At 62.3% G+C, this 16,230-nt stretch carries 28 protein-coding genes; 2 read left to right on the top strand and 26 right to left on the bottom strand.

What is annotated here, in order from left to right:
- Positions 1–2: 2 nt before the first annotated feature.
- From ISN75_RS14160 to ISN75_RS14145, 4 genes are read right to left on the bottom strand one after another with little or no spacing between them, the layout of a single operon-like run.
- Positions 3–149, bottom strand: coding sequence for a hypothetical protein (locus ISN75_RS14160; protein WP_343818808.1), 147 nt, complete (start codon positions 147–149; stop codon positions 3–5).
- The gene (locus ISN75_RS14155; RefSeq protein WP_343818809.1) at positions 139–1,719 is read right to left on the bottom strand and encodes a portal protein; all 1,581 of its coding nucleotides are present in this window, start codon (positions 1,717–1,719) and stop codon (positions 139–141) included. The genes ISN75_RS14160 and ISN75_RS14155 overlap by 11 nt, the downstream gene beginning before the upstream one ends.
- The gene (locus ISN75_RS14150; RefSeq protein ID WP_343818811.1) at positions 1,716–1,910 is read right to left on the bottom strand and encodes a hypothetical protein; all 195 of its coding nucleotides are present in this window, start codon (positions 1,908–1,910) and stop codon (positions 1,716–1,718) included. Before ISN75_RS14150 ends, ISN75_RS14155 begins: the two co-directional genes overlap by 4 nt.
- Positions 1,900–2,082: a hypothetical protein gene (locus ISN75_RS14145; RefSeq protein WP_343818812.1), complete on the bottom strand. Its 183-nt coding sequence runs from the start codon at positions 2,080–2,082 to the stop codon at positions 1,900–1,902. The genes ISN75_RS14150 and ISN75_RS14145 overlap by 11 nt, the downstream gene beginning before the upstream one ends.
- 144 nt (positions 2,083–2,226) lie before the next feature.
- Between ISN75_RS14145 and ISN75_RS14140 the strand changes: the two genes are divergently transcribed.
- On the top strand, positions 2,227–2,643 hold the full coding sequence (locus ISN75_RS14140; RefSeq protein WP_343818814.1) for a hypothetical protein: 417 nt from the start codon (positions 2,227–2,229) through the stop codon (positions 2,641–2,643).
- A 47-nt stretch (positions 2,644–2,690) separates the two neighbouring features.
- Here ISN75_RS14140 and ISN75_RS14135 read toward each other — a convergent pair whose 3' ends face one another.
- From ISN75_RS14135 to ISN75_RS14030, 22 genes are all read right to left on the bottom strand, one after another.
- The gene (locus ISN75_RS14135) at positions 2,691–3,242 is read right to left on the bottom strand and encodes an adenylate kinase (RefSeq protein WP_343818816.1); all 552 of its coding nucleotides are present in this window, start codon (positions 3,240–3,242) and stop codon (positions 2,691–2,693) included.
- The gene (locus ISN75_RS14130; RefSeq protein ID WP_343818818.1) at positions 3,239–4,036 is read right to left on the bottom strand and encodes a phage exonuclease; all 798 of its coding nucleotides are present in this window, start codon (positions 4,034–4,036) and stop codon (positions 3,239–3,241) included. Before ISN75_RS14130 ends, ISN75_RS14135 begins: the two co-directional genes overlap by 4 nt.
- Positions 4,033–4,347, bottom strand: coding sequence for a hypothetical protein (locus ISN75_RS14125; RefSeq protein ID WP_343818820.1), 315 nt, complete (start codon positions 4,345–4,347; stop codon positions 4,033–4,035). Before ISN75_RS14125 ends, ISN75_RS14130 begins: the two co-directional genes overlap by 4 nt.
- Entirely contained in the window at positions 4,344–4,748 is a 405-nt protein-coding gene (locus ISN75_RS14120; RefSeq protein WP_343818822.1) for a hypothetical protein, read from the bottom strand. Before ISN75_RS14120 ends, ISN75_RS14125 begins: the two co-directional genes overlap by 4 nt.
- The gene (locus tag ISN75_RS14115) at positions 4,745–4,951 is read right to left on the bottom strand and encodes a hypothetical protein (protein ID WP_343818824.1); all 207 of its coding nucleotides are present in this window, start codon (positions 4,949–4,951) and stop codon (positions 4,745–4,747) included. Before ISN75_RS14115 ends, ISN75_RS14120 begins: the two co-directional genes overlap by 4 nt.
- On the bottom strand, positions 4,948–5,235 hold the full coding sequence (locus ISN75_RS14110) for a hypothetical protein (RefSeq protein ID WP_343818826.1): 288 nt from the start codon (positions 5,233–5,235) through the stop codon (positions 4,948–4,950). Before ISN75_RS14110 ends, ISN75_RS14115 begins: the two co-directional genes overlap by 4 nt.
- Before the next feature lie 29 nt (positions 5,236–5,264).
- Entirely contained in the window at positions 5,265–7,082 is a 1,818-nt protein-coding gene (locus ISN75_RS14105; protein ID WP_343818827.1) for a DNA polymerase, read from the bottom strand.
- A gap of 3 nt (positions 7,083–7,085) precedes the next feature.
- Positions 7,086–7,649: a hypothetical protein gene (locus ISN75_RS14100; RefSeq protein WP_343818829.1), complete on the bottom strand. Its 564-nt coding sequence runs from the start codon at positions 7,647–7,649 to the stop codon at positions 7,086–7,088.
- A 2-nt stretch (positions 7,650–7,651) separates the two neighbouring features.
- Entirely contained in the window at positions 7,652–7,885 is a 234-nt protein-coding gene (locus ISN75_RS14095; RefSeq protein ID WP_343818830.1) for a hypothetical protein, read from the bottom strand.
- Positions 7,882–8,058, bottom strand: coding sequence for a hypothetical protein (locus ISN75_RS14090; RefSeq protein WP_343818831.1), 177 nt, complete (start codon positions 8,056–8,058; stop codon positions 7,882–7,884). Before ISN75_RS14090 ends, ISN75_RS14095 begins: the two co-directional genes overlap by 4 nt.
- Positions 8,058–9,527, bottom strand: a complete 1,470-nt coding sequence (locus ISN75_RS14085; RefSeq protein WP_343818832.1) for a toprim domain-containing protein — start codon at positions 9,525–9,527, stop codon at positions 8,058–8,060. The genes ISN75_RS14090 and ISN75_RS14085 overlap by 1 nt, the downstream gene beginning before the upstream one ends.
- A 145-nt stretch (positions 9,528–9,672) precedes the next feature.
- Positions 9,673–9,846: a hypothetical protein gene (locus ISN75_RS14080; protein ID WP_343818833.1), complete on the bottom strand. Its 174-nt coding sequence runs from the start codon at positions 9,844–9,846 to the stop codon at positions 9,673–9,675.
- The gene (locus tag ISN75_RS14075; protein ID WP_343818834.1) at positions 9,843–10,196 is read right to left on the bottom strand and encodes a helix-turn-helix domain-containing protein; all 354 of its coding nucleotides are present in this window, start codon (positions 10,194–10,196) and stop codon (positions 9,843–9,845) included. The genes ISN75_RS14080 and ISN75_RS14075 overlap by 4 nt, the downstream gene beginning before the upstream one ends.
- Before the next feature lie 8 nt (positions 10,197–10,204).
- Positions 10,205–10,546: an N-acetylmuramoyl-L-alanine amidase gene (locus ISN75_RS14070; RefSeq protein WP_343818835.1), complete on the bottom strand. Its 342-nt coding sequence runs from the start codon at positions 10,544–10,546 to the stop codon at positions 10,205–10,207.
- A gap of 47 nt (positions 10,547–10,593) precedes the next feature.
- Positions 10,594–11,043 carry a RusA family crossover junction endodeoxyribonuclease gene (locus tag ISN75_RS14065; protein ID WP_343818836.1) on the bottom strand — a complete coding sequence of 150 codons (450 nt, stop codon included), beginning with the start codon at positions 11,041–11,043 and terminating at the stop codon, positions 10,594–10,596.
- Positions 11,021–11,716, bottom strand: a complete 696-nt coding sequence (locus tag ISN75_RS14060; RefSeq protein ID WP_343818837.1) for a hypothetical protein — start codon at positions 11,714–11,716, stop codon at positions 11,021–11,023. Before ISN75_RS14060 ends, ISN75_RS14065 begins: the two co-directional genes overlap by 23 nt.
- The gene (locus ISN75_RS14055) at positions 11,716–11,871 is read right to left on the bottom strand and encodes a hypothetical protein (protein WP_343818838.1); all 156 of its coding nucleotides are present in this window, start codon (positions 11,869–11,871) and stop codon (positions 11,716–11,718) included. The genes ISN75_RS14060 and ISN75_RS14055 overlap by 1 nt, the downstream gene beginning before the upstream one ends.
- Positions 11,868–12,146, bottom strand: coding sequence for a hypothetical protein (locus ISN75_RS14050; RefSeq protein WP_343818839.1), 279 nt, complete (start codon positions 12,144–12,146; stop codon positions 11,868–11,870). The genes ISN75_RS14055 and ISN75_RS14050 overlap by 4 nt, the downstream gene beginning before the upstream one ends.
- Positions 12,139–12,291 (bottom strand): hypothetical protein, encoded by a 153-nt coding sequence (locus ISN75_RS14045; protein ID WP_343818840.1) that lies wholly within the window; start codon positions 12,289–12,291, stop codon positions 12,139–12,141. The genes ISN75_RS14050 and ISN75_RS14045 overlap by 8 nt, the downstream gene beginning before the upstream one ends.
- Positions 12,292–12,293: 2 nt before the next feature.
- A complete protein-coding gene (locus ISN75_RS14040) occupies positions 12,294–12,449 on the bottom strand; it encodes a hypothetical protein (RefSeq protein ID WP_343818841.1) in 156 nt (51 codons plus the stop codon).
- A gap of 2 nt (positions 12,450–12,451) precedes the next feature.
- Positions 12,452–12,595, bottom strand: a complete 144-nt coding sequence (locus tag ISN75_RS14035) for a hypothetical protein (RefSeq protein ID WP_343818842.1) — start codon at positions 12,593–12,595, stop codon at positions 12,452–12,454.
- A 32-nt stretch (positions 12,596–12,627) separates the two neighbouring features.
- Positions 12,628–15,057 (bottom strand): DNA-directed RNA polymerase, encoded by a 2,430-nt coding sequence (locus tag ISN75_RS14030; RefSeq protein WP_343818843.1) that lies wholly within the window; start codon positions 15,055–15,057, stop codon positions 12,628–12,630.
- 276 nt (positions 15,058–15,333) lie between these two features.
- Between ISN75_RS14030 and dapA the strand changes: the two genes are divergently transcribed.
- Entirely contained in the window at positions 15,334–16,227 is an 894-nt protein-coding gene (dapA, locus tag ISN75_RS14025) for a 4-hydroxy-tetrahydrodipicolinate synthase (protein WP_168647097.1), read from the top strand.
- Positions 16,228–16,230 lie beyond the last annotated feature (3 nt).

Genomic DNA, 16,230 nt, shown 5'->3' with positions numbered 1-16,230 from the left:
GCTCAGCGGAAGTTGTAGATGTTCAGGCCGCCGTCCTTCTCGTCGGCTTCCTTGAACTTCGCCAGCGGATCGGCGACCGCCTTGGTCTTCTGCTTGGGGTCAGCCGGTTTGTCGGTCGGCTGCTCGGTCTGCGGAGTGTCAGTTGCCACTCATGTCTCCTTGGGGCTGCTGTTGTGCCATTGCGGCGTTTGCGATGTTGGGGGCGGCACGGATCGCCGCTTGCTGCATGGTCTGGCTCTCCTGGTCCTGCTGGAGTTCTGCATCGCTTCGGATGAGCCCCTTCATGACGAGATCGGACGCCGCGCCGAGGCGGTACAGCAGCTCGCCCGAGTTGACACGACGGGCGAACTCCTCGGGACCAAGGGCTTCCTTGGAGGCGTCGCACCACTCGATCAGCTTCCGCATGTCCTGGCCACGGCCGAGGGCTGCGACGCCGACAACGATGCGGGGCTTGATGAGACCCTTGGGCAGCTCGGGGAGCCGGTGGGCGCGCTGAAGGCGATCCATCACTCGGCGGACGAGGGGGATCATCAGGTCTTCCGCCAGGAGCGAATAGACGTTGCCGAGGACTTCCTCCAGCTCCATCGCTAGGTAGCGAATCTCCTCAGCGGTTACGCGGTCGCCATTACGCTGGATCGACGTGCGGACACCGAAGGCGGCCTCTAGGCGCCGGGTGAGCGTGTCGATGAACTCGGTAACGAAGCGAAAGTCCGCGTACTTGTCCTGGGAGACGGCCTGGAGCTGGCTCGCCTTGAAGCGCAGCACATCACCGGATTCAGCCTTTGTGATCTCCTGCGGGCGAATCGACGCGTTCTCGTCGAGTGCCCACAGCACCTTCGCAGCAGCAGCGGCACCCTTGAGGGCCGCCTTGGTCAGCTTCTCCAGCGCATCGAAGTCGCCGAAGTAGTCGTAGATCAGGCCCGAGCCGTAGTCGAGCGCGTCTTCCACCGGGATTCGGAAGGGAATCCAGGGGCACGCGTCGATGGGATAGGAGCCCTCGGAGCCGGGAACGACAACCCCGTTGACCTCCTGGTAGACCTGCCAAAGGTCGCCGTCTCGGTAGATGCGGGTGTACAGCTCGACGTCCTTCTCCGGACCTTCGTCCTTGGAGGCGCCGCCCTTGTCCTTATCGAGCTTCAGTGCTGCTCTCAGGGTTTCGTCGAGGGTGGACGGGGCCACGCTATCAAGCGTCAGCATCTCCAGCACGCTTCCCATGCCGTCGCGGTGCACGACGATACGGGTGAGCGGATAGAACTTGGCGTTGCCTTCGTCTGGGATGTAGATCAAACCGTTGCCGACACCCACGGCGTGGCGCATGGCGGTCCCGAGGACACTGCGCATGCCGGAGGTTTCGATGTCGTTGATGACAGTACGCTCGACTTCGGCGAGGCCCATCTCCAGTTCGCCCTGTTGGATGCCCGCCTGTTCGGCAAGCTGGGCGGCATCGACGCCGTCCGGAGACAGCTTAAAGAAGCTCGCGTTGGCCGGGAGGATCGCCAGTAGGAGCCGGGAGGACAGGGAGTTGACGCACTTAGCGCCGGTACCCTGGTAAGGCGTGGTCCGCGTGCTGGTGGACTTGCCCTTGGTGACTTCTTTGAACAGCGTCGGGAGCGTTAGAGCCGCGCACTTCTTGGCGCGAGACTCCGCCTCGTTACGGTCAGACTTGAGCTGTTGGTAACGGGCCGCTGCCGGGACGGTTTGCGGCTTCTGCTGGGTCAAGTCGGGATGACTAGGGAGCTACCGTAGGGAGCCGATGAGGAGGCGTTGTTGAGGTCGATGCGCAGCTTCTTCCGGCCGAAGGTCGATGCTTCGGAGCCGGCTTCCGCCGCGGCGTAGCCATCGCGCACCGTGGTCAGGATCGCGGGACGTTCCTGCTCGGTGGCTTTGGGCGCTTTGGGCTTACCGCCCATTGCGCTCGTCTTGTTCCCTGGTCCGCTGGCGCAGGAGGCGGAGAACCAGGCGTCGCTCGCCGGATCGCATCAGGAACTCGTCGTGGTCCTCGGAGGCGTCATAGACGACCTCGGGGTACGCACCGGCCAGCTCGTCGATCAGGTCGTAGGCGTGGAGGGGGATTTGGTCCATGGGAGCCCTTAGGAAACGAGGGGTGACCTAAGGGACTCCTTAGGGGAGGAAACAGGTTTCCTCCTATGCTGTGACTTTTACCCCTTGAACCAAACGGGGGCGGCCCCAGGTGGCAAAGACCTAAACCGTTGTGGGGGAGATCACATGACCAGGTTAGATGACATTCTGAAGGAAGCGCAGAAGCTGTACGAGGAGCGCCTCAGGGACGATCAAGCTCCTATCGATAATGTGCCTCTATTCTTGTCCTTGCACCGCGATATCGAAAATGACCTGTACTCCAAGAAGCATCAGTTCGAGTCGATGCGAATCGGCATCACCATAAGTCCCAAAAACGCGGAGCGTTTTACTGTCAGGTTACAGGCCGACAAGACGGTCATTGATGTTGTCGTCGAGCGTCGGCGGCAACCTCGGCTGGGTTTTGTCGGGTTAGCGCGCGATCCCGAGGAGGGCGCTGAGCTAAACTATGGCGAGCCGCAGTTCTTCAACGATGAAAGCACGGGTAAGGAGCAGATTTACCGTGCAGTTCAGAAGGCTCTGACCGAACTAGTGAGTAGCCGGTGAGTCGTTGAAACCTGGAGGGGGCAGAGATTGCCCCTTTCCTTATTGGGCTACGCGTTCGCTACCAGAAGCGCCTTGGCCTTGTGAAGAAGGTCGACAAACCCTGCGTCGTTGACGATTCGGCAATCGCTTAATGTCATTTTGATGCCGGCTTCGGATATGTGGTCGGTGTTCAGTCCAGCGCCCGGCCGAGAAACCCAAACGACGCGGCCTCCGAGGCTCCGGATCATATCGGCCTCGTTGTCGAACCGGACATCGGAGAAGACGACTACCTTGGGTGGGAACATGTCCGCCTTCAACGCCTCCAGGCGCCACTGGGCTACCTTGATCCACAGGTCTGGGTCGATCATCTCCCGGCCCCATTCGGTCCCAAGGGTCTGCATGAGCTGCCGCGGGGATTTACCGCCGAGCTCCGGGATCGCCTGCTCCTTGGTCGGGCCGTCCAGAAGATCCTCCAGAGGTATTCCCAGCAGGCCCGAAATGAACTCGCGTATGGGGGCGGCGAAGGACATGTGCACGGCTTCGCCGGCTTCCGAGATCAGCATCTTGGCAAGGGTATCCTTGCCGCTACGGGCCACGCCCGTGATGCCGATGATCTTCATGGTTTCCAGAGGTTCACCTCGTTGGTTTTGAAGTTGTAGTCGCCGTGGCGAAGGATGCGCGCAAGGCGGGCTTGGGTGAGCGCGTCCCCCTCCGAGAACCCCTTGGCCTCATACGCGCTCACGACGGCGATCCAGAGGCCGCCGAGATGCTCATTCGGATCAGCGTCCGAATTGGCTTCGTGAAGCGGATTGAGGATGAGGTCTGCGTTCTTCGGACCGATCCCCTTGCAGCCTGGGTAGTTGTCCGTCGTGTCCCCGGTAAGCGCTTGCTTCATCCAGAACAGGTCCGCTTCGTGCTGCGAAATGGTTCGAGTACCGAGCTGAGGTCGCTGGGGGTTGTAGAGGCGGCAGGGAAGGGTCTGCATGTCCTTGTCGATGGACACCACGATGCGCTTGCCTGGGCAGCGCTTGGGTGCGGGGGCAGTCGCCAGGAGTCCAAGGATGTCGTCACCCTCCAGATACTCGCGAGTGATGATCCGATCCTCGTACAGCTCCTTTAGGTAGCCATCGACTGCATCCCACAAGGCCGGCTTTGGCTTGCCGCCTCGGTTGGCCTTGTAGTCGGGGTAGAGGCTCTTGCGGAAGTTCGTGGAGACCGACAAGGGCAGGAGGAAGTCCGTAGCGCCGAGCGTGTCGCAGAGGTCTTCGATGTAGCCCTCTAGGTCCGCCTTTGCCTTCTCGGGATTCGTGATCTCCGTTGCGGAGTCATCGTCCTCGAACTTGAACGTCTTGGTGTTCGAGAAGGCCAGTTGGTAGCGGAGAACGTCGGCGTCGATCAGGAGCGTGAGGCTCACGCGGTGAGCTTGAGCTTCGCAGTGACGCGCAGGGACTTGCCCATGCGACGATGGTCTTCGTACAGGTGTTCCTGGAAATCGATTGCGCCGGAGCGAATCAGCTCCTCGGCCAGGTCGCGGGCCATGACGCGCTTCACATGCTGACGGAAGTGGTCCAGCTCACGAAGGTCTGTGCTGCGTTCCATCATGGAGTACGGCAGCAGGTTCTCATTGGACACTGTGAGAATACGAGGCTCCGGGAGGTTGCCGATGGCGGCCTGCATATCGGCGAGCTGACGCTGGAGATCAGCCTTAGTCGTGGGTTTGGTCACTTGGATTTCCTGCGGAGAGGCCAGTTGGAGAACTGCTTGAGGCCGTAGGACACGGCAACGGTCGCGCCGACCATCGCTTTCCACCAGTCGGGGATGGCGGCGTCGAGCGCAATGAAGCCGCCTTGGACGTACTGCACCATCCCAGGGATGAAGCAGAGAACCAGCGGCAGCATGACGATCACGAACAGGGCGTTAGACTTCCAGCCGGAGCGCTTGATTGCCTCGATCTCCCACTGACCTTCCTGCTGAGCCTTGGTGATCTTGGCTTGCAGCACGGCCAGCTTGAGGTTGTGCTCAGCAGCGTTCTCGCGGGCCTTTAGGGTGCGGCTTTGGTTGATAGAGTCGATGCTGCCGCCGAAGACAAACTTAGCGGCGGGACCGATGACGGACAGCCAGTTCATGCGGACCAACTCTTGGCGTCGATCTCGATGGCGATGAACTTGCCGGGAATGATGAGCTTTCGTCCATCCGAGGTCTCAAGGCGGTGAGATGTCGGACGGACGCATAGGGCGACGACGCCCCAAACTTCGATCCTGTCGCCACCTGGGAAGTGATAGGTGCGCTTGCGCTCACCTTTGATGATCTTGAACGCGGGTGTGGTCATCGGTTCTCCTGGAAATAGGCGGCCACCCGGAGGAGTTCCTCCGGGGTCGCGTCGGATTTGATTGCGTTCGCACGGGACGAGATGACCCGAACGTTGCCCGTGATGTAGCCCTTATCCGGATCGATGCGATCCACCGTGGGCGAGTTGGAGCCTTGGGCGCGGCCTCCGGTGTTCCGGTACAGCGGTAGTCCCAGCACGGGGCAGAAGTCGGGGACCACGACATCCTCAACAGTGAGGTCGAAGGGGATGCCCCGCTTATGCGCCCGGTACTTGGTGATGGACAAGAGACGACTAGCCGGCGTGGCCGGAGTGCTCAATGGCACTCCGCCCAATTGCGACCGATCTTGAACTCGCCATCCAAGGGGCAGCGGAAACCGAAGTGGTCTCCAGCGGCCCGGATGGACTCCACCGCGGCCCTGCCGACGATCTCGGCAAGGCCCTCGTTGCACTCGATCTGGAACTCGTCGTGGATGTTGGCGATGAACTCGTAGTCCACCCCTGGTACATATCCTTCCGACTGGAGGCGGCGGTCGAGAATGACCAGGGCCTTCTTCATGACGAGTGCTCCTGCGGATTGAAGCAGCGTGTTAAGCGCCGCGTGGTCGGATCGGACGTGTAGCTTTCGGCCATCAAGTCCGAGCAAATAGCCACGCTGATTCGCGGCGCGCTTCACTCCATCCAGGAGCTTGTCGAGGGCGGGGAGCCCATCCAGGAACTTCCGCTTCAACTGCTGACCGGCCTTGCGGCCTTTGCCGATAATCGACCCGATCTTCTCGTCACCCGCTCCGTACAGGAACGCGTAAATGAAGGTCTTCGCGTTATTGCGGGTTGGAAGGCCGGCGGCCTCTTGGTTGACGCTGTGGATATCGCCTTCAAGAATGACGCGGGCGTACTCGCCTGCATCCCAGCGAGCCATGAAGTGCGCCAGGCAACGCAGCTCCAGGCCGGAGGCGTCTGCGCCCACCTGAAGCTTGCCCTGCGGCACACAGAACAGCGCGCGGCAGTCGGTGCCGTAAGGCGCTCCACAGCTCGGCACCTGAGCCATATTGGGGTTGCTGTGGGTCATGCGGCCGGTGACTGCGCCGTTCTGCGTCACGCGACCGTGGATGCGCCCGGTGGCCTTCTTGATGGACTTGAACCACGCCTGCTTGCCTTCGGAGAGCTGGCCGAGGCGCTTCTCGACCATCAGGTACTCGCGCAGCAGCTCCGCTTCCGGATACGTCAGACCTTCGAGCGTAGTCTCGTCCACCTTCGGCTTGCCGCCATCGGTGAACTGCGCGGGCTTCCACTTGTAGAGCTTCTGGAGGCGGTCGGCGATGTGGTCGCGAGAGGCAGGATTGAAGACGACGGTCCTGTACTTCTGGACCGGAACGCCCTTCACGTACCCCTTGGCCTGGTTGTCCCGCTTAGGGACGAACAGAGGGCCATCCTTCGCTTGCCACGGCGGGAACGCAGCGCGTAGCGCGTCGGCCAGCTCAGAGCGCCGAGCGACCAGCACCATCTCCAACTCACGGGCCTTCTCGACATCGAACAGGAACCCATAGGCTTCCTGTCGGTTGATGATCGGAGCGACGTCGTGTTCGAGCTGGATGGAATCCTCGCTGAAGCCTTTGGATAGAAGCTTGTCCCACAGCTCACGGGTGACAATCACGTCCTGGAGACAGTAGTCGTCCATCTCCTGATTCCAGGACGCCCACGGGTCTAGCCCGCGTTCCTTCATCTCCTTGGCGTAGTCGCCCTTCCACTTGCCGAGACGGATGCCCCAGGCTTCCAGCGCGTGAGAGCCGATCATCGATTTGCCGAAGCGCGGGTTCTTCTTGGCGTACTTGAAGTCCCGATCCACCAGGTCCGTGTAGATCAGGCGGGACATGATGAGGGTGTCCCTCACTAGCCCCTTGGGTTTGAACCAGGGGTAGACCTTCTGGATGGCAGGGATGTCGAACTTGATGATGTTGTGGCCGCCGATGGCGTCCGCTTCCATCAAGATGCGAAGGGCCTGCTCGACGGTAACCGCCGCTCCGTGATCGTTTGCCCGGATCGTCTCGCCGGTAACGACGTCGAAGATGGCGAGGCAGTGGATTACGGTCAGTTCGTCGAGGAGTCCATCGGTTTCACAGTCGAACAGCTTCAAGCGTTAGTAGTCGCCGCCCGAGGAGCTGCGGGGAATCGAGTGGCACTGCGGAAGCTTCGCGAGGAACGACTTGCTCTTGCGATAGCCGTAGGCTTCGTACCGAGATACCCGACGCTCAACGCGGTCGATGTGCTGGAGGTTCTGGAAGTTCAGGAGATGCCCCGAGGCATCGCTCACGAATTCCGGATGCTGGAAGACCTGGACGACACCCGGTTCGACCATCTCGGCCGCCACCGCGACACAGGTGAAGTCGAAGGATTCGGCGAGGTCGCGGACCGAGCGATGGAAGCGGAAACCGATCAGATTAAAGGCCGGTTCGTTCTCGCGTTTGAAGCTCGGGTAGGTACCCTCGCCGTCGCCGGTCGTTTCGGTGAACTCAGGATTGATGCGGAAGAAGCCGCACGCCAGTTCCCAATCGGCATGGCTCGCGAAGAACAAGTCGTAGTCCTTGACGGGCGTTCCGTCATAGAACGAGCGGAAGCACCCGCCGGCAATGAACGCCAGAGCGTCCACGCCTTCCGGTAGCTTCCGGAAGATGTCCAGTGCGTACTGACAGATGGAGGTCATGGTCAGTCCACCAGGGCCTTCATGCGGTCGGCGATGCGCTCAGCGCGGGTCGCCTCATCGGCGTGGTCGCGGGCGGCTTGGAGGGCAGCATGGGCGGCCGACGCTTCCGCTTCGGCAGCGGCGCGGCGGTTGTCGGCCACGCGCTGGAGGCGGGCCACGTCGCGTTCGTGGCGGCGGATGACGGTCTCGACGCTGAAGGGGGACAGCAGGTCCAGAAGACGGGCGATGAGGTTCATTCGAGTTCCTGTACGGTGATGGTGATGAGCACGCGTCGGCCGCCCTCGTGGTACTGCGCGGTGGCCTGTGGTGTGGACTTGGGGAGATAGGGGAAGCACGCGGACGCCGCCGCGGTGAGCGGGGCGTCCTTGGGGATGTAGACGACGTGCGTGACGGGCTCCGGAGAGCCCATCAGTAGTCGCCTGAAGGTGTCGCGCTGTCCGACTCGTCGCCGTACAGGTCATTGCCCGCCACAAGTTCCTTCTCGAACAAACGGCCGGTGGTCACGTCGTATCCCAACGGGATCACCTTGCCGGTGGCCTGGCCGGTGAAGCGGTCCTTGAGGATGCGGAGGATCGTCGTCTGTCGCACTTCCTCGTCCTCGGCCTGCTGGTCGCGCTCCAGGCCGAACATGAAGTGGCTCCAGAAGCCGATGGAGCGGGAACCCTTGAAGTGGCGGATCATCACGCGCCCACCTTCCTCGTGCGGCTTACCCTCCGGGGTCGCCAAGTGAGAGATGCCGTAGAAGCAGATGTTGTGCGCCTGAGCGAAGGAGGCGATTTCCTCCATGATCTTCTCCAGGGCTTTACGCTCATCTTCCTCAGCGGCCACCACGGCCGTCAGGTGGTCGAAGAAGATGTGCTTCACTCCTTCGCTGACCACGAGGTACTTCATCTTGGCGAGGATCGTGGGCCACTCGGTCGAGCCGAACGAGTCGTACATGAAGACGTTTCTGCTGGCTTCGATGCGCTCGAAGGAGGCCGTTAACTCCTCCTCGGTCCACGAACCGTCAGGCACGTGGAATCGCTTGCCGGAGTGCTTGCCGGCCACACGCTTCGCGGTCTCTACCGGCGGTTGCTCCAAGTAGAACAAGCCGCACTTCTCGTTGAGCGTGATGGCGGTGTGCTCGATTTCCTGGGTGAACCAGTCGGTCTTGCCGACGCCCGTACCTGCACCGAAGAAGTAGACCTCGCCGTAGCGGCGGCCGTAGGTGTAATCGTTGAGGGACGGGAGGAACCAGGGCAGGCCGCGGACTATCTTCGCCAGGGCTCGCTCGCGCACGTCGCCGAAGGTCACGATGCCGTCTGGCCGATACACCTTGGCGTTCCAGATGGCGGTGATGATCTCGCGGGCCTTGCCCTGCTGAATTAGCTCGTTGGGGTCTTTGGCCGGGAGGTGGGCGATCTTGCACTTGCCGGGAGTGAATAGCTCGGAGCACTCCTTGGCGGCGTCCTGACCTGGCTCGTCCATGTCGAACATGAGGACGATCTCCTCGAACTGTTCGAGCCACTCCAACTCACGAGCGAGGGACTTCTTCGCTCCCTGGGCACCGTTCGGAAGCGAGACGACAGGCCATTTGTTCTCTTGTGCCTGGGAAACCGACAGGGCGTCGATCTCGCCCTCCGTGATGACGATGCGACGTCCGGGGCTCCAGAGGTGCTGCCCGAACAGTCCGCACTTTTTCGAGTCGCCACGGAAGCTGAAAGTCTTGTCCGCGTATCGGAGCTTCTGCGCAACGATCTCGCCGTCTCGGTGGTAGTTGGCGATCTGCACCTTCTTTTCGTGGTGTTCGCCCACCATGTAGCTGTACTTTCGACAGGTTTCTTCAGTGATGCCGCGCTTGCCGAGAGCTGCGACCTCACCGTGGATGAAGTCGCTCATGCGCTTTCCTTTGGTTGTAGAGGTGACGGGCTCGCCGTCACCCTTCTCGTAGTAGCCGCAGCCGAAGCAGTGGCCGTGCCCATCGCTGTAGCGTCCGAGGTTGTCTCTGCTACCGCACGCGGGGCACGGCTCCTTGCGGACGAACTCAGACTCGGTTCTTTCCACGCTGCACGGACCACATGGTCTTGCGCTTGGTGACGCCGACCTTGCGCTTGAGTGCCGACACGATCAGCTCGGCGCTGCCTTCGATCTTCTGGCCCTTCGGCACGGAGATGTTGGCGAAGGCTTCGCGCATAGCGGTGTTCACGGATTCGGTCATGCTTTCTCCTTGAGGGCCTTGATGAGATCGTTGATGTCGCCCTCGTAGAAGCCGAGGTCGGTCATCACGTTGCGGATGAGGGCGTGGGTCAGGCGCGGTTGGCGCGGACGCGGGGGCCTGATGGGATTCGCAGAGCGGCGCTGCGTATCGCTGAAGGAGTAGCGGATGTAGCGCTGCTTCGTGGCGTCCTGCTGTTCTTCCTTCAGGACATCGAAGCCGGCCGCGACAAGCTCGTCAACGCGCGAGGCCAGGCGGCGGATGCGATAGACGCCCTCGGCCTGCCAGGACGTGATGTGCTTTTCGGACAGCAGGTGATCGCGAACGAGGATCGCTTGTCGGGACAGCTTCATAGGAACTCCTATCGGATGGTTTTGAGCGGCGACTCGGGGCCGTAGACGGTCTTGACGTCTTCGGTGAAGTCGTTGGTGTGGACCATCTGCAACGTGTGCAGGGCGGCTCGCTGCGCGCTGGTGAAGGAGCCATAGGGCTCCAAGTGGTCGTTCAGGCCGCCGATGAGGCACACCTGGATCGCTCGGTGGTTCATGTCGCGAGACATGGCGCCGGGAAGGTTTAATGGGCGGCCTTCTTCGACCGTCCCGTCTCGTCGGATCACGTAGTGCACGCCGATCTGCGAGTAACCCTGACGACGATGCGCGGCGGCCAGCTCGGCGGCGCCGATGTCCTCGCTGTCGCGGGTCATGGAGCACGTTACGTAGAGCCGGTCCACCGCGGTCAGCGGTTTCAGCTTCACTTGAGGATGTAGATATGGACGACGGTATGGGCGGGTTCGCCTTTGGCGGCGAAGCGCTTGCGGCTGACGAGGTCGATGACCTGGACGTCATCCTTCCAGTAGCCGCTGGTATGCGTGATGGCGTCGAGCGGCCCCTTGGCGTAGTTGTCGGTGTCGCCCTTGGGGCGGACCAGCTTCGACGTCTTGGCGCGAGTGCAGATGGATTCGACGATGACCAGTAGGTTTGCTTCTAGACCGATGAGGTCCGTCAGGCCGGGGAGGTGGTTCTCCGCGGCATCGAGCCATTGCTTGTAGGGCTTTGCGTGGTAAGTGCCCCATCGGGTCACGCGGGGGCGAGAAGCGGGAACAGGTTCGAGAGGGATGGGAATGGAGGCGACGTGAGCCGCCCCCTTCCATGCGTCGGTCAGTCCCGACAAGACGGCGTCAGAAATCGCCGTCTCCGTCATCGGTGCCGGTCTCGGCGTCGCCGCCGTTGGGGGCGCTGGTCGACATGGCGGCGCTCAGCTCGGACTCGTCGGCTTCGTAGCCTTCCTCCTCGTCGCCCAGGCCCAACTGCTCGGCGCTGTAGCCACCCTTGGTCACCAGGTCGAGCACCTTGACGGCCAGAAGGCGGCACGACAGGTAGAACAGCTTGCTCGACGGGACAGGGCCGGACGTCGTCTCGAAGCCAATGCGCAGCACGGAGCCGCCATAAATGTCCGGCGGGTTCTCCATCTTCTTGCCGCGGGCATCCAGGATGGTCGGCGACTGCTTCCAGGTCTTGCCGGTCTTCTTATTGACGCCGCTGGCCTTCATCTTGAAGTTGATGAGGATGCGGCCGGTCTCGTCGCCTTCCTTGTCCACCTCCTCGGTGAACACCGGAGCCTTGCTGTATGCCTTGGTGAACTTCTTGCGCTCGGACTCGTCCTTCAGCGACGCGAGGTGCTCGTCCCAGGCAACGTCGCGGCGACGCTCCAGCTCGGCGATCATCTTCTGCGCGTCTTCGGCATTCGGGTCGAACGCCAGTCGGACGGCGTACTCGCCTTCCGGCTTGAACTTGGTGTCCGGCACGTTCAGGGCCGGGTATACCGCGACGCCGCGCGGGGTGTTGAGCGGCGGTTGCTTCTTCGGGTTTGCCATCAGTCTTCTTCGTTTTCCTTACTTGCTTCGTTGGCGACCTCCGTCAACGCCGGGTCGATCCCAGCGTGGAGAAGGGTTTCTCGGGTGAGGCGGGAGAGGGAGCCGGAGTTGTCCAGCTCCCGATAGGCATCCCGCAGGAGCACGTTGAGGCTCATCGGTACTTCTCGCTCAATTCGCCCTTGGCGTATTCACGGACGACGTTGAAGGTGTCCTCGTTCTGATAGGCGCAATCGCGGTCCATCCGGTCAAGCGTGTGGAGCGCCTGAGATCGATCGATGCGTAATGCGTCCGTAACGAGGTAGAAGGCGGCAACCAGCGCGATGACCTGGTTGGCTGGCGGGAGGTCTTGCAGTGCGTTGATGACCTGGAACGCGCCCGTAGCGGCTTCCACGGGTTCGCGGAAGCCGAGCTGGGTTCGGATGTCAGGCACGAGTGGGCGAACGGCGAACGCGTAGCGCTTCGGCAATACCCGCATAGACAGAGAGACGCTGCATCAACGGCAGGCGCTGTGCGTTGACGGCCATGCGCGTCATGCGCTTGGTGTAGAAGGGGGCGACGGTGCGCTTCTTGGGCATCGTCAGCCCCTCGACCAGATGGCGATGCCGACGATCAGCAGCCAGAGCAGGGCGGCGATCCAGAGCGGTGAGGCGATCCACCACCAGCTCCACGTGATGACCTTGGTCAGCTTGAGGACCACGAAGACGACGAACAGCGAGGAGAGTCCGAGGTTCATGCTCAGGCTCCCGCGACCAGGTGGCGGGCGAACGAACGGAAGTCGCGCACAGTGCCGTGCACGTCCTGGTCGTAGATCGCGAGAACCACACCGTACTCGTCCACGGCGGTGTAGGTGTCCAGCTCGGTGTTGAATTGGATGCTCATACAATCCTCTATCGTTTCCAATTGGAAAGTGACTAGGCAAAGAAATAGGCGGACTCCTCCACTAGGGAGAGGTCCAGGTCGCCAGAAGGGGGAAGTGGTGGAAGGTCAGTCGCCAGTTCAGGAGCGAGCTGTGCAGAGAGTTCGTCCCGGAAATCGGTCAGAACTTCTCGGGTGTATTGGTCCACGAAGGCGGCTCGGAGGGATGCGGCGAGAACGTGCGTATTGGCTGCATGCGTGCCGAACGAGTCATGGATCATCGCGAAGGCGGCGATTTCGTTATCCGAGGCAGTGCAGACGGTGAGCATCATGTGCGAGGCGTCGCACGAGTGGACGAAGTTGGGAGAGATGCCGAGAGCCTGTCTGCGGCCGTCGAGTTTTGTTCCTTCTAAGCTGTGACTTATATACGTCCGACGCCCGCCAACGTGCGTATTGATGCGGCTTCCGATGCTTTCTCTGTACTCCTGGAGAACCGGAAATCCAGCCGGGGTCGTCCAGCTCACCGGCGTGTCGCCCTTAGCGGCCACCTTAGCGGCGGCCTTCAGCCAGTCCATAGCTTCGCGAGCCGCGATCACGACCTGGCCAATGCAGTCCCAAAGGACATCCGCGAGATACTGAGCGGCGTCCCATGCGCAGTCCTCACCCTCCTTCTTAAGGGTGTCCACGATCTGGTCACGCATGCCCGCCTTGGTGACCCCATATGGCAGGGTCATCACAGGACGCTTCACGAGGTTCCTGGTGAGGCGGCCATCCCATACCAGGGCCATTAGGTTGCCACCCTCTGCCTCCGCCTTGATCCGCTCCGCAGCGACTTTCATCACCTGCGTATAAATGTCGGCCGGCTTCTGCTGTGGGATGAGGTTGGTCGCTGCGCCTCCGATGGAGTCCCTCAGCATCGCCGAGAAGTTCTGGAGGCCGTTGCAGGAGCCGTCGAGGGCGACAGGGATGTGGGAGACGAACTCCTCGCCCATGGCCTTGTAGCCGGCCCACTCGAAGCATGCAGCCAAGGCACACCAGGGGGAGTCTGCTTTGGTCCAGAACCTGTGACCATCCAGCGGGTCGAGCGCCGAATCGAGAATGGCTTCCTCGTTCTCGTTTACCCATCTCACGCGATCCTCGAAGGGCACCTTGTCCACGCCAAAGACGTTGGCGAGGTGGATGGCGAGCCATCTGGCTCCCTCCTTGCCGAGAGGCATGCCCTCGGCGAAGACCAGTAATGCCTTCGTCTGGTCGTCCCCCTGGGGATTCAGGGTGCCAGGTATGGGGTAGACGCGGCCTCGGAAGTCCAGGGAGTGCGGAAAGAAAATGACCGCCTCGGGGGCGAACCGGGCGGCCAGAGCGATCTTGTTGGCGGCGGAGATGCGTTTGGAGGTGCTGCGCGCGTTCCGCTCGTAGACCTCAAACCGTCGTCGCTTCCAGTCCTTGAATGCCTCCGGGTTCTCCTCCTTCCAGGCATCCATGTGTTCGGCGGCTACGGGGAGGCCGGGGACCTGCTCCAGATCACGATGAGGGAGGTCGCCGACCCCGCCGCCTGCCTCCCAGGCTTCCTTCATGACGTCCAGGACGGCCGTGTTGATCTTCCAGGGGGTCGCTTGGATGGCGTTGAGGGCCTCATAGACAAGAGGCATGTCCGCGTTGTCCAGCTCACGGAGGTACGCCTTGTTCCGGGTGCGGACAATGGGAACCAGGCCGCCGGCATCGGTGAGATAGCCGCCGCCTTTAGAGGCTTGCCAGGGAACCGGGGGGACCAGCATCGGAAGCCGGACAGGGGCGAAATGCGCGGCAGCGTCATGGGCCTTGTCGAGCCATTCGAGAACCTGCTCGGTGCCTCGAATTAGAACGCGCTCGCGGGTCTTTCCATGTGAGGAGTCGTTGTAGAGGTGGGCAAAGCCCGTGGCCTCTATGAACAGCTCAACCATCTTCATTCCGAAGTGGATGCCGTCGTGATCGGGAAAGACGAACTGATCCAGTTCTGTCCGCCGCATCGCAGCCCCCATGACGTTTCGGGAGTGACGCTGAGAGGTGCTTTTCTTCAGGACCGTCTGGAGGTGTTTGTACAAGCCGGGGGAGACCTCGCGGAAGCGCGAGTAGTTAACGGAGTCCTCGATGGACGTTGCGATGGCTTCTGCAACCGTCTGGACGCGGGACTCTCCAGAGGAAACGGCGTTGAGGCAATGTCTGGCGGTGAGATATGCCAGCTCGGAGGAGGGAAACTTCTCAGCCCAGCGGACGGCGGTGTGCTTCTTTCCTGGCTTGCCGTTGCGGGCCTCGGCTACAAAGGAGTCGATGGCTTGGGAGAGGGGGGCGATGGTGTCGCGAATGAGGCGCCGACCGGGGCCGCTGTCCGCTTCTTCCTGGCGATGCCGCTCCTTCTGGTAGCGGTCGATGCCCAGGGTCAGGCTTTCTTCTTCAAGGGCGATCTGGCGGGCTCTGAGGTCTTGCTCGGTCTGCTGCACGATATCCATGCGTTCTCCCAAAAGAAAAACGCCCCGGCTCCGCGAGGGAACCGAGGCGTTCAATAGGTTTTCTGTGGACCTCTTTAGGAGGTCTTTAGGGAGGGAACTGTCGTTCCCCCTAGGCTGTGACTTTTATTCCTCGTGGCACCTTGCGATGGCACCTGGGCGGCGCCGGATTGGCACCCAAACGGAACCCCTGGCGGCTCTTCTTGAGCTAACGCGTTGTATTGGGTTCGTTTGTTTTTCTAGTAACATGCAGGGCTTGGCTTCTGGCCGGAGTATGTCTTGAAGATTCGTGGAAGCATCTGCGCCCTGGCGACCCCGTTCACGTCGGACGGCGCGCTGGATCTGGACGCCTTCGGGCGGCTGCTGGACTACCAGATCGCCGGCGGGACGCAGGCCGTGGTGGTGGCCGGTTCCACCGGCGAAGCCCACATGCTCGAGCACGACGAATACGACACCCTGCTGGCCTTCGCGGTGAAACGCGTGGCCGGACGCATCCCGGTGCTCGCCGGCACCGGCGAGGCAGGCACGGCCAGGACCGTAGCGCTGACCCGCCGCGCGCGCGAACTGGGCGCGGACGTCGCGCTGGTGGTGGCGCCGTTCTACGTGCGCCCCACGCAGGAAGGCCTGCGCCGGCATTTCCTCGCGGTGGCCGAGCAGGGCGGCCTGCCGGTGATCCTCTACAACGTGCCCGGCCGCACCGGCTGCGACCTGCTGCCGGAGACGGTGGCCGCGCTGCGCGACCATCCGGCCATCGTCGGCATCAAGGAAGCGGTGGGCAGCGACGAGCGCATCCACGCCCTGGCGGAACTTGCGCGCGCCGATTTCGTCTACCTGTCCGGTGACGACCCGACCGCCGGCAAGGCCATGCTGGCCGGCGCGGCCGGCACCATCTCGGTGGTGGCCAACCTGGCGCCCAAGGCCTTCCGCGCGCTGTGCGACGCGGCGGCCGCGGGCGACGCGGCCGCCACCGCGCGCTGCGACGATGTCCTCGCCGCGCTGGTTCAGGCGTTGAACTGCGCTCCCAACCCGATCGCCGTGAAGGCCGGCCTGCCGGCGCTGGGGCTGGGTTCGGCGGTGCCGCGCCTGCCCCTGGTCGAACTGCAGGAAGGGCCGGAACGGGCGCGCATCGCCGAAGCGCTGGCGGCTCTGGCATCCTTGGCAAACGCGGCCTGACGG

Origin of the sequence: Dyella marensis (assembly GCF_049532885.1) — a bacterium.
Taxonomy (GTDB): Bacteria; Pseudomonadota; Gammaproteobacteria; order Xanthomonadales; family Rhodanobacteraceae; genus Dyella_D; species Dyella_D marensis.
The sequence above is the reverse complement of the archived record's forward strand: the minus strand, read 5'-3'. Positions and strand labels throughout refer to the sequence as shown.

Bases quoted from the DNA above. Each gene is read 5' to 3' on its own strand.
- ISN75_RS14045 (WP_343818840.1), bottom strand. From the start codon at position 12,291: ATGCCCAAGAAGCGCACCGTCGCCCCCTTCTACACCAAGCGCATGACG.
- ISN75_RS14085 (WP_343818832.1), bottom strand. From the start codon at position 9,527: ATGAGCGACTTCATCCACGGTGAGGTCGCAGCTCTCGGCAAGCGCGGC.
- ISN75_RS14100 (WP_343818829.1), bottom strand. From the start codon at position 7,649: ATGACCTCCATCTGTCAGTACGCACTGGACATCTTCCGGAAGCTACCG.
- ISN75_RS14115 (WP_343818824.1), bottom strand. From the start codon at position 4,951: ATGACCACACCCGCGTTCAAGATCATCAAAGGTGAGCGCAAGCGCACC.
- ISN75_RS14040 (WP_343818841.1), bottom strand. From the start codon at position 12,449: ATGAACCTCGGACTCTCCTCGCTGTTCGTCGTCTTCGTGGTCCTCAAG.
- ISN75_RS14055 (WP_343818838.1), bottom strand. From the start codon at position 11,871: ATGAGCCTCAACGTGCTCCTGCGGGATGCCTATCGGGAGCTGGACAAC.
- ISN75_RS14030 (WP_343818843.1), bottom strand. From the start codon at position 15,057: ATGGATATCGTGCAGCAGACCGAGCAAGACCTCAGAGCCCGCCAGATC.
- ISN75_RS14060 (WP_343818837.1), bottom strand. From the start codon at position 11,716: ATGGCAAACCCGAAGAAGCAACCGCCGCTCAACACCCCGCGCGGCGTC.
- ISN75_RS14145 (WP_343818812.1), bottom strand. From the start codon at position 2,082: ATGGACCAAATCCCCCTCCACGCCTACGACCTGATCGACGAGCTGGCC.
- ISN75_RS14135 (WP_343818816.1), bottom strand. From the start codon at position 3,242: ATGAAGATCATCGGCATCACGGGCGTGGCCCGTAGCGGCAAGGATACC.
- ISN75_RS14080 (WP_343818833.1), bottom strand. From the start codon at position 9,846: ATGACCGAATCCGTGAACACCGCTATGCGCGAAGCCTTCGCCAACATC.
- ISN75_RS14150 (WP_343818811.1), bottom strand. From the start codon at position 1,910: ATGGGCGGTAAGCCCAAAGCGCCCAAAGCCACCGAGCAGGAACGTCCC.
- ISN75_RS14075 (WP_343818834.1), bottom strand. From the start codon at position 10,196: ATGAAGCTGTCCCGACAAGCGATCCTCGTTCGCGATCACCTGCTGTCC.
- ISN75_RS14065 (WP_343818836.1), bottom strand. From the start codon at position 11,043: ATGACGGAGACGGCGATTTCTGACGCCGTCTTGTCGGGACTGACCGAC.
- ISN75_RS14070 (WP_343818835.1), bottom strand. From the start codon at position 10,546: ATGACCCGCGACAGCGAGGACATCGGCGCCGCCGAGCTGGCCGCCGCG.
- ISN75_RS14035 (WP_343818842.1), bottom strand. From the start codon at position 12,595: ATGAGCATCCAATTCAACACCGAGCTGGACACCTACACCGCCGTGGAC.
- ISN75_RS14090 (WP_343818831.1), bottom strand. From the start codon at position 8,058: ATGGGCTCTCCGGAGCCCGTCACGCACGTCGTCTACATCCCCAAGGAC.
- ISN75_RS14140 (WP_343818814.1), top strand. From the start codon at position 2,227: ATGACCAGGTTAGATGACATTCTGAAGGAAGCGCAGAAGCTGTACGAG.
- ISN75_RS14120 (WP_343818822.1), bottom strand. From the start codon at position 4,748: ATGAACTGGCTGTCCGTCATCGGTCCCGCCGCTAAGTTTGTCTTCGGC.
- ISN75_RS14095 (WP_343818830.1), bottom strand. From the start codon at position 7,885: ATGAACCTCATCGCCCGTCTTCTGGACCTGCTGTCCCCCTTCAGCGTC.